The sequence below is a fragment of the Mycobacterium sp. MUNTM1 genome (genome assembly GCF_054660795.1).
This window is the reverse complement of record NZ_BAAGDE010000055.1, coordinates 1-22,185: the sequence shown is the minus strand read 5'-3', so window position 1 is coordinate 22,185 and position 22,185 is coordinate 1. Positions and strand designations below refer to the sequence as shown.

The following is a 22,185-nucleotide window of genomic DNA, read 5'->3' as shown; positions in this document are numbered from 1 at the left end:
TGCCTGATAAGCCTAGGGCATGGGCGTTGCCAGCCGAATGGCCTCGCCGAGTGTGAGGCTAGGCGCACACTCGGGCAGGGTGGCCAGGCCAGAGGCGGCTAGCGCCGCTTGACCGACTTGGGCGGCTTGGCGCCGCGGCCCTGTTGCCGCGCCGCGGCGCGCCGCTCGCGCCGGCTGGCGCCGCCGGGCACCCCGGCCGGGGCCTTGCCGTCGCCGCCGTTGCGCTGCACCGCCGCGGTGCCGTCCTCGGACGGGCCGGAGTACGTCATGGCCGGCGCCTCGTTGTCGATTCCCTTGGCGCGCAACCGGGTTGGGGCCTCTTCCCGCACGGCCGTCGCGGTGCTGCCAGTGCCGCCTTCGGCGCCGACGGCGGCGGCGGTGGCGAACTCCTCCAGCCCCTCCGGCGCTTCGACCGGCGCGACCTGCGGGCTGGGCACCGCCTCGACGGTGACATTGAACAGGAACCCGACCGACTCCTCTTTCATGCCGTCGAGCATCGCCATGAACATGTCGTAGCCCTCGCGCTGGTACTCCACCAGCGGATCGCGCTGCGCCATCGCGCGCAGCCCGATGCCCTCCTTCAGGTAGTCCATCTCGTAGAGGTGCTCGCGCCATTTGCGGTCGACGACGTTGAGCAGCACGTTGCGCTCCAGCTGGCGCATCGCGCCTTCGCCGGCGATCTCCTCGAGCTCGGCTTCCCTTGTGGCATAGGCATTTTCGGCGTCTTTGAGCAACTCCTCGAGCAGTTCCTCACGGGTGAGGTCGTCGCGGTCGGAGTCCGCATCGTGGTGGGTCAGCGTCGCATGGTCGATGCCGACCGGGTACAGCGTCTTCAGCGCCGTCCACAGGGCTTCGAGGTCCCAGTCCTCGGCATAGCCCTCGGCGGTGGCGCCGTTGACGTAGGCGGTGACGACGTCGCGGACCATGTCCAGCGCCTGCTCCTTGAGGTTCTCGCCCTCCAGGATGCGGCGGCGCTCGGCGTAGATCACCTTGCGCTGCTGGTTCATCACCTCGTCGTACTTGAGGACGTTCTTGCGGACCTCGAAGTTCTGCTGCTCCACCTGGGTCTGGGCGCTCTTGATCGCCCGGGTGACCATCTTGGCCTCGATGGGCACGTCGTCGGGCAGGTTCAGCCGGTTGAGCATCGCCTCGAGCGCCGCGCCGTTGAACCGGCGCATCAGCTCGTCGCCCAGCGACAGGTAGAACCGCGACTCGCCCGGGTCGCCCTGCCGGCCGGAACGGCCGCGCAACTGGTTGTCGATGCGGCGCGACTCGTGGCGCTCGGTGCCCAGCACGTACAGCCCGCCGGCCTCGATCACCTCCGCGGCCTCGGCGCTGACCTCCTCCTTGACCTTGGGCAGTTCCTCGTGCCACGCCGCGTCGTACTCGTCGGGCGTCTCGACGGGGTCGAGGCCGCGCTCGCGCAGCCGCTGGTCGGTGAGGAAGTCGGCGTTGCCGCCCAGCACGATGTCGGTACCGCGGCCGGCCATGTTGGTGGCCACGGTGATGCCGCCGCGGCGGCCGGCGACGGCGACGATGGTCGCCTCCTGCTCGTGGAACTTGGCGTTCAGCACGTTGTGCGGCACGCGGCGCTTCTGGAACTGGCGCGACAGGTACTCCGAGCGCTCGACGCTGGTGGTACCGATCAGCACCGGCTGGCCCTTCTCGTAGCGCTCGACGACGTCGTCGACCACGGCGATGTACTTGGCTTCCTCGGTCTTGTAGATCAGGTCCGACTGGTCGGCGCGGATCATCGGCTTGTTGGTCGGGATCGGCACCACGCCCAGCTTGTAGATCTCGTGCAGCTCGGCCGCCTCGGTTTGGGCGGTACCGGTCATGCCGGCGAGCTTGTCGTAGAGCCGGAAGTAGTTCTGCAGCGTGATCGTGGCCAGCGTCTGGTTCTCGGCCTTGATCTCCACGTGCTCCTTGGCCTCGATGGCCTGGTGCATACCCTCGTTGTAGCGGCGGCCGTAGAGCACGCGGCCGGTGAACTCGTCGACGATCAGGACCTCGCCGTCGCGCACGATGTAGTCCTTGTCGCGGTTGAACAGCTCCTTGGCCTTCAGCGCGTTGTTGAGGTAACTGACCAGCGGCGAGTTGGCGGCCTCGTAGAGGTTGTCGATGCCGAGCTGGTCCTCGACGAACTCCACGCCCAGCTCGTGCACGCCGACGGTGCGCTTGCGCAGGTCCACCTCGTAGTGGGTGTCCTTCTGCATCAGCGGCGCCAACCGGGCGAACTCGGTGTACCAGTTCGACGCGCCGTCGGCGGGGCCGGAGATGATCAGCGGGGTGCGGGCCTCGTCGATCAGGATGGAGTCGACCTCGTCGACGATGGCGAAGTTGTGGCCGCGCTGCACCAGGTCGTCAAGCGAGTGCGCCATGTTGTCGCGCAGGTAGTCGAACCCGAACTCGTTGTTGGTGCCGTAGGTGATGTCGGCGTTGTAGGCCACCCGGCGCTCGTCGGGCGTCATCTGCGCGAGGATCACGCCGACGTCCAGACCGAGGAAGCGGTGCACGCGGCCCATCCACTCACTGTCACGTTTGGCCAGATAGTCGTTCACGGTGACGATGTGTACGCCCTTGCCGCCGATGCCGTTGAGGTAGGCCGGCAGCACCGAGGTCAGGGTCTTGCCCTCACCGGTCTTCATCTCGGCGACGTTGCCGAAGTGCAGCGCCGCGCCGCCCATCAGCTGCACGTCGAACGGGCGCTGGTCGAGCACCCGCCAGGCCGCCTCCCGGGCCACCGCGAAGGCCTCGGGCAGCAGGTCGTCGAGGCTTTCGCCGTCGGCGTGCCGCTTCTTGAACTCGTCGGTTTTGGCCCGCAACTCGGCGTCGGTGAGCTTCTCGATCTCGTCGGACAAGGTGTTGACGTAGTCAGACACCCGCTTGAGACGCTTGAGCATGCGACCTTCGCCAAGGCGCAGCAACTTCGACAGCACAGCTATGTCCCCTGTTGGTAGGAGTCTTGCATTGAGCGACTCCCATGGTAGGCGACGAGCCCAAGATGGCCGCCGTAGCGGCGATCGCAAGCGCGGCAACGCCGGGCGCTGGGGGTACCTCCCGCTTGCGGGGACGGGTCGCCGCGCGACGACCCCGTTCAGGACAGCCTGATCAGCCCGTAGTCGTAGGCGTGCCGTCGGTAGACCACGCACGGCCGTTCGGTCTGCTTGTCGTGGAACAAGAAGAAGTCGTGTCCGACGAGCTCCATCTCGTAGAGCGCGTCGTCGACCGTCATCGGCGTGGCCGGGTGCTCCTTGGTCCGCACGATCCGTCCGGGCTCGTGGTCGGGCTCCACGCCGTCGTGCTCGGCCGGCGGGGACTGCGCCGCGGTGGGCACCGGGGCGGGTGGCGGCACCGCGGTCGCGGCGGCCAGTGACACCGGGGTCTTGTCCCCGTAGTGAACCTTGCGGCGGTCCTTGACGCGGCGCAGCCGGTTCTCCAGCTTGTCGACCGCGGACTCGAACGCGGCATAGAAACTGTTGGCGCACGCCTCCGCCCGCGTCACCGGGCCGCGGCCGCGGGCGGTGATCTCCACGCGCTGACAGGATTTGCGCTGACGCCGGTTGGGTGCGTGCTTGAGCTCGACATCGAAAAGGTAAATGGAGCGATCGAACCGCTCGAGGCGGGCGAGTTTTTGCGAGACGTACAGACGGTAATGATCGGGGATTTCTACGTTGCGGCCCTTGAACACAACGTCTGCGGTGGTTGTCGGTTGGGCTTGCCCATCGGTGACGGGCGGTTGGTCCAGAATCTGACCGGAATCCACGGATAGCCTTGACATACGTGACAACTCGTTTCTCTCTTCACGTCGCACGCGCCCTGCGTGCCCGGCTGTTTACTGCGCCGACGAGGTAAGAGCGGTTCGAGACTGGCTACCGCCGCAGGCTGCCCGCCGGAGCAAGGTGTCGATTACTCACCCCTTCCCGCGGATGGGTCTCACCTGGAGATTTTGCGACCAGTGAGTCAGACCGATGAGTCGTTCTTCGTTGATCTCGACGTTAGCTCGTGTTCGCCTGCCGATGCCACTAATTTGGTCGAGCTGTTGCATGTTCTTCACAACCTCTTGGCTGGTTCATGGGTTGCGCGCGGCGGCGGCAGATTCAGACCGCGGCGAGCGTAAGCACCGCGGCGACACGAACCCCGGCGGCCTGCAGGATCCGCACCGACTCGCGCGCCGTCGCTCCCGTGGTGATGATGTCGTCGACGACCACGACTTCGGTGTGCGGCGGCGCACCGCGCAGCACCACCCGGCCGGCGACGTTGCGTTCGCGCGCGGCGGTGCCCAGGCCCACCGAGTCGCGCGTCAGCGCCTTGAACCGCAAGGCCGGCGCGACGGTGATGTCCGGATGGCGCGCCACCGCGGCGCGCGCCACCCGTGCCACGGGGTCGCCGCCGCGCCGGCGCGCGGCCGAGCGCCGCGTCGGCGCGGGCACCACCGTCAGCGGGGTCGCCACGATCCCCCACCACAACAGGCGGTGCACCCCGACGGCCAGCGCATGCGCCAGCGGATCGACGAGGTCGGCGCGGCCCTGCTCCTTGAGCGCCAGGATCGCGCGCCTGCGGGCGTTGGCGTAACGGCCGAGCGCGAACACCGGTACCCCCGGGTCGATGCGCGGATTCACCACGTGCGGCTGATCGGCGGCCACCGACAGCTCGCCCGCGCATGCGTCGCACCAGCGGGTCGACGGCGCCCCGCAACCGCCGCATTCGGCCGGCAGAAACAGGTCGAGCATGGCGCCAGTGTGCTGGTCGGGTGTGACATGTCTGCCGGCCAGCCCGCGTGTCAGCCCGGCAGCACCGGAGCCGCCCCGGGCACCGTCAGCCCGGGCACCTCCGACCAGCCCTGCTGACCGTCGGCCGACGGCGAATACTGCAGCACGCCTTGGGGACCCGCGACATAGGCAGTCGACGGGTTGGCGACCACCGTCGTCACCGGCATCTGCAAACCGTGCGGCGGCGCGTCGGAGTTCACCCCGTCGATGTTCACGTAGGACACCGGATGGCTGGCGTCGGTGCGGGTCACCACGATGTCATCCCCGGTACGCCACGACAGCGACACCACCGAATTGCCCAACCCGAACCCGAGCCGGCGCGGGAAGGTCAGGGCGTACTGCCCGGCCTGGGTCTGCTCGACGCTGGCGAGGATCACCTGGCCGCCGATCACCATCGCGGCCCGCGTGCTGTCGCGGGACAGCTGCAGGTCCGTGATCGGCCCGGGGAACCGGGTGGCGACCGCCACCGAATCCACGGGAAGGCGCGCGGGTTGCCCGGAGGCCGGCTCCTGGATCGCCCGCAGCACGTTGTTGCCGTCGACCACCACCCAGACCACGTCGTCCAACGACCAGGTGGGGCGTGACAGGTTGTGCCCGTCGGCGGCCTGCACGGCTTCCTGGCCGAGGTCACCGATCCACAGGGACGCCGCCATGTCCGGGGCGCCGCGGTGCAGCGTCACCACCGACGCCACCTGCCGGCCGGTGCGCGACAGCGCGGCGCCGGTCTGATCACCCACGCGCCCGAACGCGCCGGGCACGGTGACGGCGTGCTGGCCGTCCAGCGACACCAGCGAGCCGTTCACCAGGGCGTGCAGCCCCGCGCCCGCGCCGTCGGCCGCGCCGGGATCGGTGGCCGCGACGTCGGAGGTGGTCCACCCGTCGCGGAACCGGTCGTCCAGCGGCGCGCCGTCGGCGCTGATCACGTACGGGCCCCGGATGTCGGCCCTGGCCAGCGTCCAAATGATCTGTGCCGCAAGCAATTGCCGGCTGTGCGGATCGGTGGTGGACAGCTTCTCCAGGTCGACGCGCGCCCCGCCGTACCCGCGCCCGATGCCGCTCTTGCCGCCGTCGGCCCGGGTCACCGGCCCGCGCAGCCGCAGCGGCGGGGCAAGCAGATTGCGCACCGTGTGCGCCATCTCGGGGCGCGGGCCGCCGATCAGCTTGGAGATCAGCTCGGTGGCCAACTGGTCGTGGTCGGGCACCGCCACGTAGCGCGGATCGGGAACCACCGTCTTGCCGGTGGGGTCGGCGAAATAGAGCGTGTTGCGCTTGTAGGTGGACTGGAACTGCTGCCAGTCCAGGAACACGCCGTTGGGCAGCCGGTCGATGCGCCAGCCGCCGGAGGTCTTGACCAACTCGATCGGCCCGGGGTCGGGCAGCACACCCTCGGCGGTCTCGAACACACCCATGTCGGACAGCGAGCCCAGTATATCGGCCCGCATGGTCGCCGAAACCCGTTCGGCCGCACGGGTTTCCACGAACACGACGTGGTCGATCAGCAGCGCGCTACCGGCGTCGTCCCAGGCGTTGGACGCCGACTGGGTGAGGAACTGGCGGGCGGCCAGGTGCCGGTTCGCGGGATCGGCTGTGGCTTTGAGGAATTCGCGCAGCAGCACGTCGGGGTCCATGCCCGGGGTGGGCTTGGGCAGGTTCGACGGCGCCGGCCGCTCGACGGTGCCGATCGCCTGTGGCGCCGACGAGCTCGGCACCCCCGCGCAGCCGGCGAGCAGCATGGCCAGCATCAGCAGGCCCAACAACCGCCGCATCACAGGCTTCTTTCGGCGTGTTCGTGTTGGCGCGGACGGTCTTTCGCGTGCTGCGGGCCGGTCGCGGCGGTCTGCGGAATAGGCTTCATCGGCAGCGGGCTGGTGGTCACCTTGTGCCCACGCACCAGCGGCAGTGTCAGCCGGAAGCACGAGCCGTGACCCGGTTCGCCCCACGCCTCCAGCCGGCCCTGATGCAGTCGCGCGTCCTCGATGCTGATGGCCAGGCCCAGCCCGGTGCCGCCGGAGCGGCGCACCCGCGACGGGTCGGCCCGCCAGAACCGGCTGAACACCAGCTTCTCCTCCCCCGGTCGCAGCCCGACGCCGTAGTCGCGGACGGTCACGGCGACCGTGTCCTCGTCGGCGCCCATCCGGATGTCGACCGGCTTGTGCTCGGCGTGGTCGATCGCGTTGGCGATCAGGTTGCGCAGGATGCGCTCCACCCTGCGGGTGTCGACCTCGGCGATCACCTCCTCGGTCGGCAGGTCCACCAGCAGTTTGATGCCGGCGTCCTCGGCCAGGTGGCCCACGTTGCCCAGCGCGCTCTGCACGGTGGTGCGCAGGTCGACCGCCTCGACGGACAGCTCGGCGACACCGGCGTCGTGCCGGGAGATCTCCAGCAGGTCGTTGAGCAGCGACTCGAACCGGTCCAGCTCGTTGACCATCAGCTCGGTGGAGCGCGCCAGCGTCGGGTCCAGGTCGGCACTGTGGTCGTAGATCAAATCGGCCGCCATCCGCACGGTGGTCAGCGGCGTGCGCAGTTCGTGGCTCACGTCAGAAGTGAAGCGGCGCTGCAGATTACCGAACTCTTCCAGCTGGGTGATCTGGCGCGACAGGCTCTCGGCCATGTCGTTGAACGACATGGCCAGCCGCGCCATGTCGTCCTCGCCGCGCACCGGCATTCGTTCGGACAGATGCCCTTCGGCGAACCGCTCGGCGATGCGCGACGCCGAACGTACCGGCACCACCACCTGCCGCGACACCAGCAGCGCGATCCCGGCCAGCAGCACCAGCAGCACCGCGCCGCCGGTGATCATCGTGCCGCGCACCAGCTGGATGGTGGCCTGCTCGTTCTTCAGCGGGAAGATCAGGTACAGCTCCAGGTTGGCCACCTGAGACGACGCCGGCGTGCCCACGATCAGCGCCGGCCCGGAGAACCCGTCGGTGTGCACGGCGGCGTACTGGTAGGAGGCCTGCCCCGCCTTGACGAAGCCGCGCAGCGAAGCGGGCACCTGGTCGACGGGCCCGGCGGTGGTCGCGGCGCGCGGGCCGTCGCCCGGCACCATCAGCACCGCGTCGAAGGCACCGGCCATGCCCGCACCCGAGGCCGGGTCGGTCTTGGAGGTCAGCGTGTTGCGCGCCAGCTGCAGGCTGCTGTCCAACGAGCGCGCCTCTTCGCCGTTGACGATCCCGCCCACGGTGGTGCGCGCCCGCTCGATCTGCTCGATGGCGGCCTTGACCTTGACGTCGAGCACGCGATTGGTGACCTGACTGGTCAATACGAAGCCGAGCGCCAAGATGACCGCCAGGGACAGTCCCAGCGTCAGCGCCACCACCCGCAGTTGCAGCGAGCGTCGCCAGGCGATGGCCACGGCGCGACTCACCGCGCCCATGCCACGAGTCATGGGGCCGGAACGTCCCCAGCGGCTTCGAGTGCGTCGCCGGGAGCCCCAGATCACTGCCGGCGCTCCTCCCTAACGCGACGCTCTACGACGTCGCCGCCGGTGCCGAAGCGCCGCTCCTCAGCATCGCTGCGCTCTGCATCGTCGCCGGCGGTCACGGAGGTCCGGCCTTGTAACCCACTCCTCGAACGGTCAACACTACGGTCGGGTTTTCCGGGTCTTTCTCAACCTTGGCGCGCAGACGCTGGACGTGCACGTTCACCAGGCGGGTATCCGCCGGGTGACGATAGCCCCACACCTGTTCGAGCAGCACATCACGAGTAAACACCTGCCGCGGTTTGCGCGCCAACGCCACCAACAAGTCGAATTCCAGGGGGGTCAGGGAGATCTGCTCGCCGTTGCGCGTGACCTTGTGCGCCGGCACGTCGATCTCGACGTCGGCGATGGACAGCATCTCGGCGGGCTCGTCGTCGTTGCGCCGCAGCCGCGCCCGCACCCGGGCCACCAGTTCCTTCGGCTTGAACGGCTTCATGATGTAGTCGTCGGCACCCGACTCGAGGCCCAGGACCACGTCGACGGTGTCGGTCTTGGCGGTCAGCATCACGATCGGCACGCCGGAGTCGGCGCGCAACACCCGGCACACGTCGATACCGTTCATGCCGGGCAGCATCAGGTCCAACAACACCAGATCGGGGCGCAGCTCGCGCACCGCAGTCAGGGCCTGGGTGCCGTCACCGATGACCGCGGTGTCGAAACCCTCACCCCGCAACACGATGGTCAACATCTCGGCGAGCGAAGCGTCGTCATCGACGACGAGAATCCTTTGCCTCATGGAGTCCATGGTGTCACCAGATCGGGACAAAACGGAGCTGCCACACGCGTGTTTCTTGCATCTATTACCACAGACCGTGCTGGGCGGATGTTGCCGACGTGACGCCGACCCCGGTTCAGCGCGGTGCCGAAGCCGGAATCGCATCCTCGATCAACCTGGCCGCGATGCTTGCGGCGGTCGACATGGCGTCGATACCGAGCGCGCGGGACCGGACGGACGCGCCGTCGAGCAGAAGCGCCAGTTGCTCCCCGAGCAACTCCGGGTCGGCGGCCCCGGCCTCCCTGGCGGCCTCTGCCAGTCGCGCGGCGATAGCGTTCTTGTACTCGCGCGCGCGCACACGCGCGGGATGGCGGCTGTCGGAGATCTCCACCGCCGTGGCGATGAACGGGCACAAGGGCGTGACCTGGCGGGTGGGCTTCGACGGCACCTCGAAGGCAGCGAGCAGTCGCTCGCGGGGTGTCAGATCGATGCGCTCGAACACTTCGGGCATCGTGTCGGGGTCCAGCCGACGAAGGTACTCGGCGATCAAGTCGTCTTTGCCGTCAAAGTGCTGGTAGGCGGTTCGCTTGGACACCTGGGCGACCGCGCACAGTTGATCCATCCCGGTGCTGTTGATGCCCTGGGCGCCGAACAGCTGCTGGGCGGCGGCCAGGATGCGCTCCCGCGCACCCCTCCCCCGGCGCCGCCCCTGCGGCCCCTTCTCCAACTCCCTCACCGATTCAGACTAGCGCGTCACGGTAACGGTAGGTGTACATAATTTGCCTACGAGACCACGGCCCCCTAATCTTAGATACACAGATAAGTTTACTTAAGAGGTCCGCAGAAATCGGGGGAACGCGAATAGTCATGGGAAAGCTTGATGGCAAAGTTGCGGTGATTACGGGTGGATCAAGCGGCATGGCGCTGGCCAGCGCGCAATTGTTCGTCGAGGAAGGCGCGCATGTCTTCATCACGGGTCGACGGCAAGAAGCCCTCGGCGAGGCCGTCGAGTTGATTGGCCGGAACGTGACCGCGGTCCAGGGCGACGCGGCCGACTTGGACGACCTAGACCGCTTGTACGCGACGGTGCGGCGAGAAAAGGGCAGCATCGACGTGTTGTTTGCCAATGCCGGAATGGGCGAGGCGGGCAGGCTCGGCGAAATCACCGAAGAGCACTTCGACACCGTCTTCGGGCTCAACGCCCGCGGCACACTTTTCACGGTCCAAAAAGCATTGCCACTGTTCAATGACGGTGGGTCGATCTTCATGACCGGATCAATCGCCGCCACGAAAGGTTGGCCCGACTGGAGTGTGTATGCAGCGAGCAAGGCTGCGCTGCGGTCGTTCGCCCGGGTGTGGCTCAACGAACTCAAGGACCGGAGAATCCGGGTGAACGTGCTGAGCCCGGGGCAAATCGCGACGCCGGTTCAAGAGGAATTGTTCGACGCGGAGACGATGCGCCAGTTCGAGGCCCTGATACCCCGAGGCTCGATGGGCCGCCCAGCAGAGATCGCGGCAGCGGCGCTGTTTCTCGCTTCAGACGACTCGAGTTTTGTGAACGGCGTCGAACTGACCGTCGACGGCGGCACGTCGGCAATCTGACCTCACGCGCCGATCCCGGCGTTAGGCCATCAGCTGTGCCGCGAGCCCGGCTGGCTCGACGTCCGCGTCGACGCTCAGCCAGCGTCCACACCAGCCCGCGGCGGCCAGTTCGGCGTAGACCGCGGCGGTGCGTTGCTGCAGCCCGTCGTCGCGTTCGTAGCTGTCGCGCGCGCGCCCGGGATCGGCCTCGGCCCGGCTGCGGGCGCGCTGCCCCGCAAGCTCGGCCGTCACCGCGAGCAGCACCTGCCAGTCCGGCGCGGGCAGCCCGAGCCGTTGATACTCCAGCGCGCGTATCCACTCCACGGCCGCCCCGGTCGCGTCCTGGTGCAGACGGGCCGCGGTGTAGGCCGCGTTGGAGGCGACGTAGCGATCCATGATCACCACGTCGTGCTCGCGGCGCAGCGCCTCGATTTCGTCGACCGCCCCGGCACGGTCCAGCGCGAAGAGTGTCGCCATCGCATAGACCGACGACGCGAGGTCGCCGTGCTCGCCGTGCAGGGCCTCCGCCGCGAGGTCGGCTGTCACCGATCGCCCGTACCGCGGGAAGGCCAGCATGGCGACCGACTTGCCGTCCGCGCGAAAAAGACCGCGAAGCTTGTCCGTCAGCGTCCGCTTGCCGGCGCCGTCAATGCCCTCGATCGCGATCAGCACGGCGCGAGCCTATCGCCGCCTCCGAGCGTTACGCCGGCGTGACGCTCGACGCCGAACGTCACGCTGGCGTGTCATTCGACGAGAACCGAAGGCTCAGTAGCGGTAGTGGTCGGCCTTGTAGGGGCCGTCGACGTCGACGCCGATGTACTCGGCCTGCTCCTTGGTGAGCTTGGTCAGCTCGCCGCCCAGCGCCTCGACGTGGATGCGCGCCACCTTCTCGTCCAGGTGCTTGGGCAGCCGGTAGACCTCGTTGTCGTACTCGTCGTTCTTGGTCCACAGCTCGATCTGCGCGATGACCTGGTTGGAGAAGCTGTTGCTCATCACGAACGACGGGTGGCCGGTGGCGTTACCCAGGTTCAGCAGCCGGCCCTCGGAGAGCAGGATGATCGACTTGCCGGTGTCCGGGAACGTCCACAGGTCGACCTGCGGGCGGATGTTGGTCTTGGTGGCGCCGGACTTCTCCAGCCGGGCGACCTGGATCTCGTTGTCGAAGTGGCCGATGTTGCCCAGGATCGCCTTGTCCTTCATCGCCTTCATGTGCTCGAGGGTGATGATGTCCTTGTTGCCCGTCGTGGTGATGATGATGTCGGCCTCGCCGATCACATCCTCCACCCGCTTGACGTCGAAGCCCTCCATCAGCGCCTGCAAAGCGTTGATCGGGTCGATCTCGGTGACCGTCACGCGCGCGCCCTGGCCGGCCACCGATTCGGCCGAGCCCTTACCGACGTCGCCGTAGCCGCAGATCAGCACCTTCTTGCCGCCGATCAGCACGTCGGTGCCGCGGTTGATGCCGTCGATCAGGGAGTGCCGGCAGCCGTACTTGTTGTCGAACTTGCTCTTGGTGACCGAGTCGTTGACGTTGATCGCCGGGAACGCCAGGTCGCCGGCGGCGGCGAACTGGTAGAGGCGCAGCACGCCGGTGGTGGTCTCCTCGGAGACGCCCTTGATCGACGCGGCGATCTTGGTCCACTTGTCCTTGTCGGTCTCGAACCGCTTGCGCAGCAGGTTGAGGAACACCCGGTGCTCGGTCGAGTCGTCTTCCTCGTCCGGCGGCACCACGCCGGCCTTCTCGTACTGCGCGCCGCGCAGCACCAGCATGGTGGCGTCGCCGCCGTCGTCCAGGATCATGTTGGCCGGCTCGTCGGGCCAGGTCAGTACCTGCTCGGCCGCCCACCAGTACTCCTCGAGCGTCTCGCCCTTCCAGGCGTAGACCGGGACGCCCTTGGGCTCCTCCGGGGTGCCGTGCGGGCCGACGACCACCGCCGCGGCGGCGTGGTCTTGGGTGGAGAAGATGTTGCAGGAGGCCCAGCGGACCTCGGCGCCCAGCGCGACGAGTGTCTCGATCAGCACCGCGGTCTGCACGGTCATGTGCAGGGAACCCGAGATGCGCGCGCCCTTGAGCGGCTGCACGTCGTGGTACTCGCGGCGCAGCGACATCAGACCCGGCATCTCCTGCTCCGAGAGCTCGATGTCCCGGCGACCGTAATCCGCCAACGACAGATCGGCGACCTTGAAATCGATGCCGTTTCGGACGTCGGGGGTCAGTGCGTTTTCGGTCGTCGTCATAGCGTGTTCTTCCTTTTTCGGCTCGCTCGGATCCAAGCGGTAATTAGCTTAGGTATGTTCTTGCGCCACTGTAGTCGCGGGTGGCCGCGCCTCGTGGGTCAGGGAACGTTGATGACGCCGTGACGCTCCGCGAACGGCGTCATCAACCGGGCCAGGTCGGCCGCCACGTCGTGATTCGCCTCCGGCGGCATCGACACGTAGCTCAGCGCCAGCCGCACGATGGCCCGCGCCAGCACCCCGGCGTCCTCGTCGCTGGTGGCCACCCAGCTGTGGGTCAGCGCGCTGGTCAGCCGTTCGGAGGCGCGGTTGATGATGGGGGCGCTGTCGGTGGTGATGATCTGCAGCAGGTCCGGCTTGGCCACGCCGGTGAGCAGCGAGATCACCAGCGGGTCCGCCGACAGCTCGGTGAACAGGTCGCGGAAGCCCTGCAGGAACGCCTCAAAGATGTTGCCGACGTTGGCTTCCAGCGCGGCGTTGACGGCGTCGACCAGCCGGTCGGCCAGGCGCAGGCCGTACCCCTGCGCCAGGCCCTGCCGGGAACCGAACTCGTTGTAGATCGTCTGGCGGCTGATGCCCGCGGCGCGGGCCACGTCCGACAGGGTGATGGCCGACCAGTCCCGCGTCAGCAGCAGATCCCGCATCGCATCCAGCACCGAGTCGCGCAGCAGGGCACGCGACGCCTCGGCGTAGGGCATCCGCTTCACAGGCGCGACAATAGCCGTTCGAGCCCCGGAATCGGTTGTTCCGGGGCTTTTTACGGCGTCGATGCCGGTCACGAACGGGCGATCTCCACCATCTCGAAGTCCGTCTTGGCCGCACCGCAATCCGGGCAGCTCCAGTCCTCGGGGATGTCGTCCCACCGGGTGCCGGGGGCGATGCCGTCTTCCGGCCAGCCCTTGGCCTCGTCGTACTCGAATCCGCACTGTACGCAGATGAAAAGCTTGAACGGAGCTTGGTCGCTCATCGGTTCACTCCTTCTCGGATCTGGGTGAAATCGGCCTTCTCCAGCACCGCGCAATCGGGGCAGCACCAGTCATCGGGGATGTCGGCGAAGGGCGTGCCCGGCCGAAAGCCTTCCCGCGGTGCGCCTTTCGCTTCGTCGTAGGTGTAGTCGCAGCCGGGGCAACGGTAGGCGGTCATGCCGTCGCCCCGTAGCGCGCCAGCAGTTTCTCGCGCAGCCTGGGTTGTACGTTGACCTTGGTGATGTCGCCGTCGTAGTGCGCCAGCACCCGGTGATCCATCACCTTGCGCCACAGCGGCGGGAAGTAGGTGAGCGAGATCATCGACGCGTAGCCGCTCGGCAGGTTGGGCGCGCCCTCCATGCTGCGCAGCGTCTGGTAGCGCCGGGTCGGGTTGGCGTGGTGATCGCTGTGCCGCTGCAGGTGGTACAGGAACAGGTTGGTCACCACGTGGTCGGAATTCCAGCTGTGCACCGGGGTGCAGCGCTCGTAGCGGCCGCTCGAATTCTTCTGCCGCAGTAAGCCGTAATGCTCCAGGTAGTTGACCGATTCGAGCAGGCTGAAGCCGAAGACCGCCTGGATGATCACGAATCCGATCAGCGCCGGGCCGAAGATCGCGATCAGCGCGCCCCACAGCACCACCGACATCACCCAGGCGTTCAGGACGTCGTTGGACGCGTACGTCTTGGGGTGCCACGGGCTGGCGCCCTGCCGGCGGATCCGTTGCGCCTCCAGCCGCAGCGAGGATCGCAGGCTGCCGAACACGCTGCGCGGCAAGAACTCCCAGAAGGTCTCGCCGAACCGCGCCGACGCGGGATCCTCCGGCGTGGCGACCCGCACGTGGTGGCCGCGGTTGTGCTCGATGTAGAAGTGCCCGTAGCAGGTCTGCGCCAGGGTGATCTTGGACAGCCAGCGCTCCAGCGAGTCCTTCTTGTGGCCCATCTCGTGGGCGGTGTTGATGCCGACGCCGCCGAGCACGCCGACCGACAGCGCCAGCCCGAGCTTGCCGGCCCAGCTGAGCGGGCCGTCAAAGCCGAGCCAGTGCAGGTTCGAGGCGGTGAACAGGTAGGCGCCGAAGGCGACGCTGAGGTACTGGAACGGGATGTAGACGTAGGTGCAGTAGCGGTAGTACTTGTCGTTTTCCAGCCGCTCCATGACGTCGTCGGGCGGGTTCTGCCCGTCGGGCCCGAAACGCAGGTCGAGGATCGGCAGCAGGACCCAGAGCAGGATCGGCCCGATCCACAGCGGCACCTGCGCGGCGGCGTGCCAGCCCAGCCGGTTCAGGCCCCACATCAGCGGCAGCATCACGAACAACGCCGTCGGAGCGATCAGCCCCATCAGCCACAGGCGACGCTTCTTGTCCCGCCAGGCGAGCGGCTCGGATTCGGGGCTGAGTTGCGGTTCGAATGTGGTCATATGCCAAACCTCCTTGTGAGTCACACCACGTTGAGGTTGGACAATACCGATGTTTGCGTCTCCTGTCTAGACAAAAGACGCTTGTTTGTAAAGCGGGTGGTTACGGCACCGAACTGCGCGGGTCGGCCTCGAGAGCATCGTCGCGCTCGGCCTCCCCCTCGCCCCGCCGCCCCTGCACCGAGTGCCAGTAGCCATAGCCGGCGTAGATCGCCGTGCCGACCACCAGCCACACCCCGAACCGGACCCAGGTGAGCGCGGTGAGGTTGAGCATCAGCCACAGGCACGCGGCGATCGAGGCGATCGGCAGCAGCGGCACCCACGGCGCCTTAAACCCGCGCTCCAGGTCCGGCCGGGTCCTGCGCAGCACGATCACGCCGGCCGAGACCAGGACGAAGGCGAACAGGGTTCCGACGTTCACCATCTCCTCGAGCTTGGTGATGGGAAACACCGACGCCGTCACGGCCACCACCACCGCGACCAGCACGGTGATCCGCACCGGGGTCCCGTGCGAGCCCGTCTTGGCCAGCGACCGCGGCAACAGCCCGTCGCGCGCCATGGCGAAGAGGACCCGGCACTGGCCGAGCATCAGCACCATCACCACGGTGGTCAGTCCCGCCAGAGCGCCGATGGAGATGATCTTGCTCGCCCAGTGGATGCCGTTCGCGGTGAACGCGGTGGCCAGGTTCGCCTGCCCGCGGCCCGACACGGTCTTGAGTTGGGTGTAGGAGACCATCCCGGACAGCACGATGGCGACCGCGACGTAGAGCAGGGTGACGATGCCCAGCGACGCCAGGATGCCCCGCGGCACGTCGCGCTGCGGATTCTTGGTCTCCTCGGCCATGGTGGCGACGATGTCGAACCCGATGAACGCGAAGAACACGATGGACGCCCCCGCCAGCACGCCGTACCAGCCGTAGTGGCTGCTGTGCGCGCCGGTCAGCAACGACAGGACGGACTGGTCGATGCCCTTGGCCTGGCTACCGGCTTCCGGCTTGGGGATGAACGGCGAGTAGTTGGCGCGCTTGATGTAGAAGACGCCGACCACCACCACGAAGAGCACCACCGACACCTTGATCGCGGTGACCACGGCGGAGAACCGGGACGACAACTTGGTGCCCAGCGCGATCAGGGTCGCCACTCCCCCGACGATCACCAGCGCCCCCCAGTCCACCTGCGCCGAGCCGAATTTGGCGGTGCCGCCGGCGAATCCGAACACCGTCCCCAGGTAGCTCGACCAGCCCTTGGCCACCACGGCCGCGCCGATCGCCAGCTCCAGCAGCAGGTTCCAGCCGATGATCCAGGCCAGGAACTCCCCGAAGGTGGCGTAGGAGAAGGTGTAGGCGCTACCGGCCACCGGCAGCATCGAGGCGAACTCGGCGTAGCACAGCGCGGCCAGCGCGCAGGTGCCCGCCGCGATCACGAACGACACCCAGATCGCCGGGCCGGTGATGTCGCCGGTCGTCGACGCGGTGACCGTGAAGATGCCGGCGCCGATCACCACCGCGACGCCGAACACGACCAGGTCCCGCCAGGTCAGGTCCTTGCGAAGCTTGGTGTCCGGCTCGTCGGTATCGGCGATTGATTGCTCGATCGACTTGGTCCGCCATCGATTGGCCATGCATTCGCCCTTTCCCAACGCACCATTGGTCCGTCACAGTACTGGGTACTCTCCGCAAATGCCGGATAGCACAGCAACGGCGAGGGACCATGCCGTGGTCATCGGGGGCAGCATCGCTGGTCTTTGCGCGGCGCGGGTGCTTTCGGATTCGTATTCGCGGGTGACGGTGTACGAGCGCGACGAGTTGCCGGCCGAACCGGCGAACCGCGCGACGGTGCCCCAGGACCGGCACCTGCACATGCTGATGGCCCGGGGGGCCATCGAATTCGAGGACCTTTTCCCCGGCCTGCTGGACGACATGGTGGCCGCGGGCGTGATCAAGCTCGAGAACCGGCCCGACTGCATCCACCTGGGCGCCGCGGGCCACGTGCTGGGCACCGGGCAGACCCTGCGCGACGAGTTCACCGCCTACGTGCCCAGCCGCCCGCATCTGGAATGGCAGCTGCGCAAACGGGTTCGCGACCTCGACAGCGTCACGGTGGCGCGCCGCTCGGTCGCCGAGCCCCGGTTCGACAGCGCGCGGCAACGGGTGACGGGCGTGCTCCTGGACCCCGCCGACCCCGACGGCGGCGACCCGGAGTTCGTTCCCGCGGACCTCGTCGTCGACGCGGCAGGCCGCGGCACCCGGCTGCCGGCATGGCTGGCGGACTGGGGATTCGAGCGCCCGGTCGAACAGGTGGTGGACATCGGCATCCACTACGCCACCCAACGGTTCGCCATCCCCGACGGGTTGATCGCGGAGAAAGTGGTGGTCGCCGGCGCCTCGCACGACCAGTCGCTGGGGCTGGGCATGCTGTGCTACGAGGACGGCACCTGGGTGCTGACCACGTTCGGCGTGGCAAACGCCAAACCGCCGAGAACCTTCCCGGAGATGCTGGAGCTGGCCCGGCAGCTGCTGCCGGCCCACTTCCACGCCGCGCTGACGCGGGCCGAGCCGCTGGGCGAGCCGGCGTTCCACGCCTTCCCCGCGAGCAAGTGGCGGCGCTACGACAAGCTGGAGCGCCTGCCGGCCGGCATCATCGCCTTCGGCGACGCGGTGGCCAGCTTCAACCCCACCTTCGGGCAGGGCATGACGATGACCTCGCTGCAGGCGGGGCACCTGCGCCGGGCGCTGCGGTGCCCCGACGATCGGGTCGCCGCCGAGCTGAACCGGGCCACCGCCAAGAGCACCTTCCCGGTGTGGATGATGAACGCGATCGGCGACGTCACCTTCCACCACGCCGACACCAAGGGCCCGATCCCCTGGTGGTGGCGGCCGTCGGGTGCGCTGTTCGATCAATTCCTGGGCGCCGCGGAGACCGAACCCGTTCTGGCGGAATGGTTCCTGCGACGGTTCTCGCTGCTGGACAGCCTCTATATGGTTCCGCCACCGCGGATCATCGGCCGGGCGATGGCGCACAACCTGCGGCTATGGCTGGGCGAGCGGCGCGGCGCCGCCAAACGGCGCGTCACAGCCCGACTGTCGCCCTGAACAGCTTGGTGGGTTCGTGCGCGACCAGCCGGATCGGGGCGTCGTCGGCCGCCACCCACGCGGCCATCCCCCGCTTCAGCGTCAGCGAACCGGACTTGCCGTGCACCGTCGTGCAACCCTGGCTGCACAACAGGATCTGCGGACCGTCGTGGCTGCACGTCGCGTCCACCTCGTGGCCGACGTGCTCGTCGTCGAGCTCGAGCAGCGCGACGGCGAACTCGTCGGTCGGGGTCTCGTAGACCAGCCCGAAGCCCTCGCGGCGGATGCGCGGCCGCAGCTGCTCCTCGGTGGTGGGCGTGAAGTCCAGCACCCGCAACAGTTCCGGCACGTCGACGTGCTTGGGGGTCAGGCCGCCGCGTAACACGTTGTCGGAGTTGGCCATCACCTCCACCGCGAAGCCGCGCAAATAAGTGTGCAGGTTGCCCGCCGAGACGAAGATGGCCTCGCCGGGCGCCAGGCTGACGCGGTTCAGCAGCAGGGCCGCCAGCACGCCCGCGTCCCCGGGATAGCGCTCGCCGAGCTCGAGCACCGTCTTGGCCTCGGCGGCGAATTCGGTTGCGCCCGAACTGACGTACGCGATGGCGCCGTCCAGCACCGCGGTCACCAGCACGTCGATGTCGGGCTGCGGGGCGGTGATCCAGGTGGTGAACAGCGCGCGCAGGCCGTCGGCGTCGGACTGGTCGTTCAGCAGGTCGATGTAGGGGTCGAGGTCGGAGACGGCCAGTGCCCGCAACAACTCGACGGTGCGCGAGGCCTGGCGAAATCCGGCCAGCGCCTCGAACGGGTGCAGCGCGACCAGCAGCTCGGGCTTGTGCGACATGTCGCGGTAGTTGCGCACCGGCGAGTTCAGCGGGATGCCGACCCGCTCCTCGCGCAGGTACCCCTCGGCGGCCTGCGCGGCGCTCGGGTGGGCCTGCAGGGACAGCGGCTCGTCGGCGGCCAGCACCTTCACCAGGAACGGCAGCACGTCCCCGAAGCGCGCCCGCGACACCGGCCCGAGCTGCCCCTCCGGGTCGTCGCCCAGCGCCGCGAGCAGCGTGATCTCGCCGTTGTCCGTTTCCAGCCACGCCGGATCGCCGGGGTGCGCCCCAAACCAAAGCTCGGCCTCGGGATGCGCCGCCGGCACCGGACGTTCGGTGAATTCGGCGATGGCGGTACGCGAACCCCAGGCGTACGTTCTCAAGGCACCGCGAAGCAGTTCCACTGTTGTATCTATCCCCGTACCAGTCGCATATAAACCGCGGCCATTTCCAGCCGGACGGCCAATACTGCCAGTTGCTGCTCGGGGCGCTGAGCACCGACCGACCCGCGGGAACCGTCGGACCCGATCGGGCCCGCGGCCGCATCGGGTGCCTCGGGCACGTCCTCGGCAGCAACCAGGTCGGCGTCGTCCACGCCGGCCAGCCGGGCGGCCACCACCGTGCGCTCGGCGGCCAGCGTCAGTGCCAGCACCCGCAGCCGGCGCGGCAGCGGCCCGTCGATCTCTTCGTCGTGGAACAGGGCGGCGTCCGGATCCGGGAAACCGGCCGCGATACCGGCGGAGGCTCCGGAGCGCAGGGCGACGACGGCGTCGGCCAGGCAGGTGGCCGCGGTGACCTGGTGCGCGATCCGCAGCAGCACCGAGCTGCCGTGCCGGGCCAGCGCCAGGGTGGCGGCGCTGTCGCCGGCCAGCGCCACCTGGCGCTCGCCGATCCGTGCGGCCAGGGTCTTGGCCGGGTTGGTGAACAGCTCGCGGGCGGCGCTGTTGCGCAGCGCCTCGGCGTCCAGCTCGTCGGCCAGCAACGCCAGGTCGACGCTCGGTCGCGGGTCGACGGCGTGCAGCACGGCCAACCCGGCGGCCAGGTACCGGCACAGGCCGAATTCGTCGGGCACCCACAGCCGGGGCGACAGCACCGCCACGCGCCCCGCGGTGGAATCGCGCAGCGGGCCCTCGAACGGCGCGGCCACCACCACCCGGGCGCCGCGACGCACCCCGGTCGCGGCGGCGGCGACCAGCGCGGGATCACCGGGATCGTCGCCGGCGATGATCAGCACGTCGAGCGGGCCTACCCAGGGCGGCGCCTCGCCGGTCACCGTGAACGGCTGCGAGGCCGTTCCCCCCAGCGTTGCGGCCAATATCGTCCCGGCGGTCTCGGCGGTACCGCGCCCGGCCACCCAGATGACGCTGCGCGGGCGGTCGTCGCCGCGCAGCGGGTCCAGCGCACCCTCGTCGACGGCGGCGGCAATCGCACGGACCTGGGCGCCGGCCGACGACGCGGCCCGCAGCAGGCCGTCGCGGTCGGCGGCCAGCAGGCCCTCGGTGTCCTCGAGATCGACCGCCCGGGTGGCGTTCACGGCGCGGCCCTGAGACCCGAGGTCGTCGTGGCGATTTCGGCGCTGATCTGGGCGACGACCGCGGCCACGTCCTCGGCCGTGCGGGCCTCCACGTTCAGCCGCAGCAGCGGCTCGGTATTGGAGCTGCGCAGGTTGAACCAGCTGCCGTCGCCGAGGTCGGCAGTCACCCCGTCCACGTGGTCGAGGGAGTGAATCCGGGTGCCGAACGACTTCAGCACCGCCTCGGTGCACTGCCCGGCGTCGGAAACCGTGAAGTTGATTTCGCCGGACGACTCGTAGCGCTGATAGTCCGCGGTCACCTCCGACAGCGGGCGGTCCTGCTCGCCGAGGGCGGCCAGCACGTACAGCGCCGCCAGCATCCCGGAGTCGGCGCCCCAGAAGTCGCGGAAGTAGTAGTGCGCCGAATGCTCACCGCCGAAGATCGCGCCGGTGTCGGCCATCAGCGCCTTGATATAGGAGTGGCCCACCCGGGACCGCAGCGGAGTGCCACCGCGCTCGGCGACCAGTTCGGGCACCGCGCGCGAGGTGATGACGTTGTGGATGATCGTCGCGCCGATCTCGCGGCCCAGTTCGCGGGCGGCCACCAGGCTGGTCACCGTCGACGGCGACACGGGGTTGCCCCGTTCGTCGACCACGAAGCAGCGGTCGGCGTCGCCGTCGAAGGCCAGCCCGATGTCGGCGCCGGTCTTGCGCACATAGGCCTGCAGGTCCACCAGGTTGGCGGGGTCGAGCGGGTTGGCCTCGTGATTGGGAAACGAGCCGTCGAGCTCGAAGTACAACGGCTCCAACGTGATCGAGTCGATCGGGCCGAGCACGGCCGGCGTGGTCAGACCGGCCATGCCGTTGCCGGCGTCCACGGCCACCCGCAACGGGCGCAGCCCGGAGGTGTTCACCAGCGACCGCAGGAATTGCCCGTAGTCGGCCAGCACGTCGCGATCGCTCACGGTGCCGGGTTCCCCGTCGTAATCCTCGACGCCGGCGATCACGTCATCGGCGACAACGCGCAGGCCGGTCTCGGCGCCGACCGGTTTGGCCCCCGCCCGGCACAGCTTGATGCCGTTGTAGGCCGCCGGGTTGTGGCTCGCGGTGAACATGGCGCCGGGGCAGTCCAGCAGCCCGGAGGCGAAGTAGAGCTGATCGGTGGACGCCAGGCCGATGCGCACCACGTCCAGCCCCTGGCCCGTCACGCCGGCCGCGAACGCGGCAGCCAGCGTCGGCGAACTGTCGCGCATGTCGTGGCCGATCACGACCTGGCGGGCGCCCTCGCCGCGCATGAGTTTGGCGAATGCTGCGCCGAGATCGGTGACCAGCGGCTGGTCGAGCTCTTCGCCGACTAGCCCACGCACGTCGTAAGCCTTGACGACACGGTGGACAGTCGCGGCGGGCCGAGACATGCGGGACTCCTGACGACGTGAACTCTTGGCCGTCAGCCTATCGGGCCGCGCAGGACTGGAGCCCCGGCGGTGCGTGAGGATTTCGCGTCGGGCCGGTCAGGACGGCGGGTCGCCACCATCGGGGCTAGTTGTACTCGGCTAAGACGTTGTTGACAGTCGGCTGATCGGAGGGTGGCCTCCGAGTGCTGAGTGGCGTCGTTGATTGT

18 protein-coding genes and 1 pseudogene are annotated in these 22,185 nt (G+C 68.6%); 2 read left to right on the top strand and 17 right to left on the bottom strand.

Translation table 11 applies throughout. The features are described from left to right. Positions 1-98 precede the first annotated feature (98 nt). The 7 genes from secA to ACYQ8K_RS24370 all read right to left on the bottom strand — a co-directional run bounded on the left by secA (position 99) and on the right by ACYQ8K_RS24370 (position 9,704). Positions 99-2,939 carry a preprotein translocase subunit SecA gene (gene secA, locus ACYQ8K_RS24400; protein WP_459973062.1) on the bottom strand — a complete coding sequence of 947 codons (2,841 nt, stop codon included), beginning with the start codon at positions 2,937-2,939 and terminating at the stop codon, positions 99-101. A gap of 158 nt (positions 2,940-3,097) precedes the next feature. Next, entirely contained in the window at positions 3,098-3,766 is a 669-nt protein-coding gene (gene hpf, locus ACYQ8K_RS24395; protein WP_459973102.1) for a ribosome hibernation-promoting factor, HPF/YfiA family, read from the bottom strand. Positions 3,767-4,100: 334 nt separating this feature from the next. Beyond that, entirely contained in the window at positions 4,101-4,733 is a 633-nt protein-coding gene (locus ACYQ8K_RS24390) for a ComF family protein (protein WP_459973060.1), read from the bottom strand. A gap of 50 nt (positions 4,734-4,783) precedes the next feature. Then, positions 4,784-6,538: an MtrAB system accessory lipoprotein LpqB gene (gene lpqB / locus ACYQ8K_RS24385; RefSeq protein WP_459973058.1), complete on the bottom strand. Its 1,755-nt coding sequence runs from the start codon at positions 6,536-6,538 to the stop codon at positions 4,784-4,786. Then, positions 6,538-8,214 carry an MtrAB system histidine kinase MtrB gene (mtrB, locus tag ACYQ8K_RS24380; RefSeq protein ID WP_459973056.1) on the bottom strand — a complete coding sequence of 559 codons (1,677 nt, stop codon included), beginning with the start codon at positions 8,212-8,214 and terminating at the stop codon, positions 6,538-6,540. Before mtrB ends, lpqB begins: the two co-directional genes overlap by 1 nt. A 97-nt stretch (positions 8,215-8,311) precedes the next feature. Then, on the bottom strand, positions 8,312-8,998 hold the full coding sequence (gene mtrA / locus ACYQ8K_RS24375) for a two-component system response regulator MtrA (protein ID WP_007168097.1): 687 nt from the start codon (positions 8,996-8,998) through the stop codon (positions 8,312-8,314). Between the two features lie 106 nt (positions 8,999-9,104). Further along, positions 9,105-9,704: a TetR/AcrR family transcriptional regulator gene (locus tag ACYQ8K_RS24370; protein ID WP_459973054.1), complete on the bottom strand. Its 600-nt coding sequence runs from the start codon at positions 9,702-9,704 to the stop codon at positions 9,105-9,107. A 131-nt stretch (positions 9,705-9,835) separates the two neighbouring features. Between ACYQ8K_RS24370 and ACYQ8K_RS24365 the strand changes: the two genes are divergently transcribed. Beyond that, positions 9,836-10,570 (top strand): SDR family NAD(P)-dependent oxidoreductase, encoded by a 735-nt coding sequence (locus ACYQ8K_RS24365; protein ID WP_459973052.1) that lies wholly within the window; start codon positions 9,836-9,838, stop codon positions 10,568-10,570. Positions 10,571-10,591: 21 nt separating this feature from the next. On the opposite strand, the gene ACYQ8K_RS24360 is transcribed toward ACYQ8K_RS24365, so the two are convergent. From ACYQ8K_RS24360 to ACYQ8K_RS24330, 7 genes and pseudogenes are all read right to left on the bottom strand, one after another. Continuing rightward, positions 10,592-11,221, bottom strand: coding sequence for a dTMP kinase (locus ACYQ8K_RS24360; RefSeq protein WP_459973051.1), 630 nt, complete (start codon positions 11,219-11,221; stop codon positions 10,592-10,594). Positions 11,222-11,314: 93 nt separating this feature from the next. Next, positions 11,315-12,787, bottom strand: coding sequence for an adenosylhomocysteinase (ahcY, locus tag ACYQ8K_RS24355; RefSeq protein WP_459973049.1), 1,473 nt, complete (start codon positions 12,785-12,787; stop codon positions 11,315-11,317). A 98-nt stretch (positions 12,788-12,885) separates the two neighbouring features. After that, complete coding sequence (gene alkX, locus ACYQ8K_RS24350; protein WP_459973100.1) at positions 12,886-13,482, bottom strand: TetR family transcriptional regulator AlkX; 597 nt, start codon at positions 13,480-13,482, stop codon at positions 12,886-12,888. Between the two features lie 77 nt (positions 13,483-13,559). Further along, positions 13,560-13,751: a rubredoxin gene (locus tag ACYQ8K_RS24345; RefSeq protein ID WP_459973047.1), complete on the bottom strand. Its 192-nt coding sequence runs from the start codon at positions 13,749-13,751 to the stop codon at positions 13,560-13,562. Then, on the bottom strand, positions 13,748-13,927 hold the full coding sequence (locus ACYQ8K_RS24340) for a rubredoxin (protein ID WP_459973045.1): 180 nt from the start codon (positions 13,925-13,927) through the stop codon (positions 13,748-13,750). The genes ACYQ8K_RS24345 and ACYQ8K_RS24340 overlap by 4 nt, the downstream gene beginning before the upstream one ends. Then, a complete protein-coding gene (locus tag ACYQ8K_RS24335; RefSeq protein ID WP_459973043.1) occupies positions 13,924-15,162 on the bottom strand; it encodes an alkane 1-monooxygenase in 1,239 nt (412 codons plus the stop codon). The genes ACYQ8K_RS24340 and ACYQ8K_RS24335 overlap by 4 nt, the downstream gene beginning before the upstream one ends. Before the next feature lie 134 nt (positions 15,163-15,296). Further along, positions 15,297-16,780 (bottom strand): annotated as a pseudogene (locus ACYQ8K_RS24330) (amino acid permease); the annotation flags it as partial. A gap of 94 nt (positions 16,781-16,874) precedes the next feature. On the opposite strand from ACYQ8K_RS24330, the gene ACYQ8K_RS24325 reads away from it, so the two are divergent. Further along, a complete protein-coding gene (locus ACYQ8K_RS24325) occupies positions 16,875-18,251 on the top strand; it encodes an FAD-dependent oxidoreductase (RefSeq protein ID WP_459973098.1) in 1,377 nt (458 codons plus the stop codon). Here ACYQ8K_RS24325 and manA read toward each other — a convergent pair. From manA to ACYQ8K_RS24310, 3 genes are read right to left on the bottom strand one after another with little or no spacing between them, the layout of a single operon-like run. Continuing rightward, on the bottom strand, positions 18,229-19,455 hold the full coding sequence (manA, locus tag ACYQ8K_RS24320) for a mannose-6-phosphate isomerase, class I (protein WP_459973041.1): 1,227 nt from the start codon (positions 19,453-19,455) through the stop codon (positions 18,229-18,231). The two genes, ACYQ8K_RS24325 and manA, sit on opposite strands and share 23 nt — an antisense overlap. Positions 19,456-19,463: 8 nt before the next feature. Next, positions 19,464-20,585, bottom strand: coding sequence for a TobH protein (locus ACYQ8K_RS24315; RefSeq protein ID WP_459973039.1), 1,122 nt, complete (start codon positions 20,583-20,585; stop codon positions 19,464-19,466). Further along, positions 20,582-21,979 carry a phosphomannomutase/phosphoglucomutase gene (locus tag ACYQ8K_RS24310; RefSeq protein WP_459973037.1) on the bottom strand — a complete coding sequence of 466 codons (1,398 nt, stop codon included), beginning with the start codon at positions 21,977-21,979 and terminating at the stop codon, positions 20,582-20,584. Before ACYQ8K_RS24310 ends, ACYQ8K_RS24315 begins: the two co-directional genes overlap by 4 nt. Positions 21,980-22,185: the final 206 nt, after the last annotated feature.

Excerpts from the sequence above, each read along its gene's own strand:
- ACYQ8K_RS24390 (WP_459973060.1), bottom strand. The coding sequence starts at position 4,733 with ATGCTCGACCTGTTTCTGCCGGCCGAATGCGGCGGTTGCGGGGCGCCG.
- lpqB (WP_459973058.1), bottom strand. The coding sequence starts at position 6,538 with ATGCGGCGGTTGTTGGGCCTGCTGATGCTGGCCATGCTGCTCGCCGGC.
- mtrA (WP_007168097.1), bottom strand. The coding sequence starts at position 8,998 with ATGGACTCCATGAGGCAAAGGATTCTCGTCGTCGATGACGACGCTTCG.
- ACYQ8K_RS24365 (WP_459973052.1), top strand. The coding sequence starts at position 9,836 with ATGGGAAAGCTTGATGGCAAAGTTGCGGTGATTACGGGTGGATCAAGC.
- ahcY (WP_459973049.1), bottom strand. The coding sequence starts at position 12,787 with ATGACGACGACCGAAAACGCACTGACCCCCGACGTCCGAAACGGCATC.
- alkX (WP_459973100.1), bottom strand. The coding sequence starts at position 13,482 with ATGCCCTACGCCGAGGCGTCGCGTGCCCTGCTGCGCGACTCGGTGCTG.
- ACYQ8K_RS24345 (WP_459973047.1), bottom strand. The coding sequence starts at position 13,751 with ATGAGCGACCAAGCTCCGTTCAAGCTTTTCATCTGCGTACAGTGCGGA.
- ACYQ8K_RS24340 (WP_459973045.1), bottom strand. The coding sequence starts at position 13,927 with ATGACCGCCTACCGTTGCCCCGGCTGCGACTACACCTACGACGAAGCG.
- ACYQ8K_RS24335 (WP_459973043.1), bottom strand. The coding sequence starts at position 15,162 with ATGACCACATTCGAACCGCAACTCAGCCCCGAATCCGAGCCGCTCGCC.
- ACYQ8K_RS24310 (WP_459973037.1), bottom strand. The coding sequence starts at position 21,979 with ATGTCTCGGCCCGCCGCGACTGTCCACCGTGTCGTCAAGGCTTACGAC.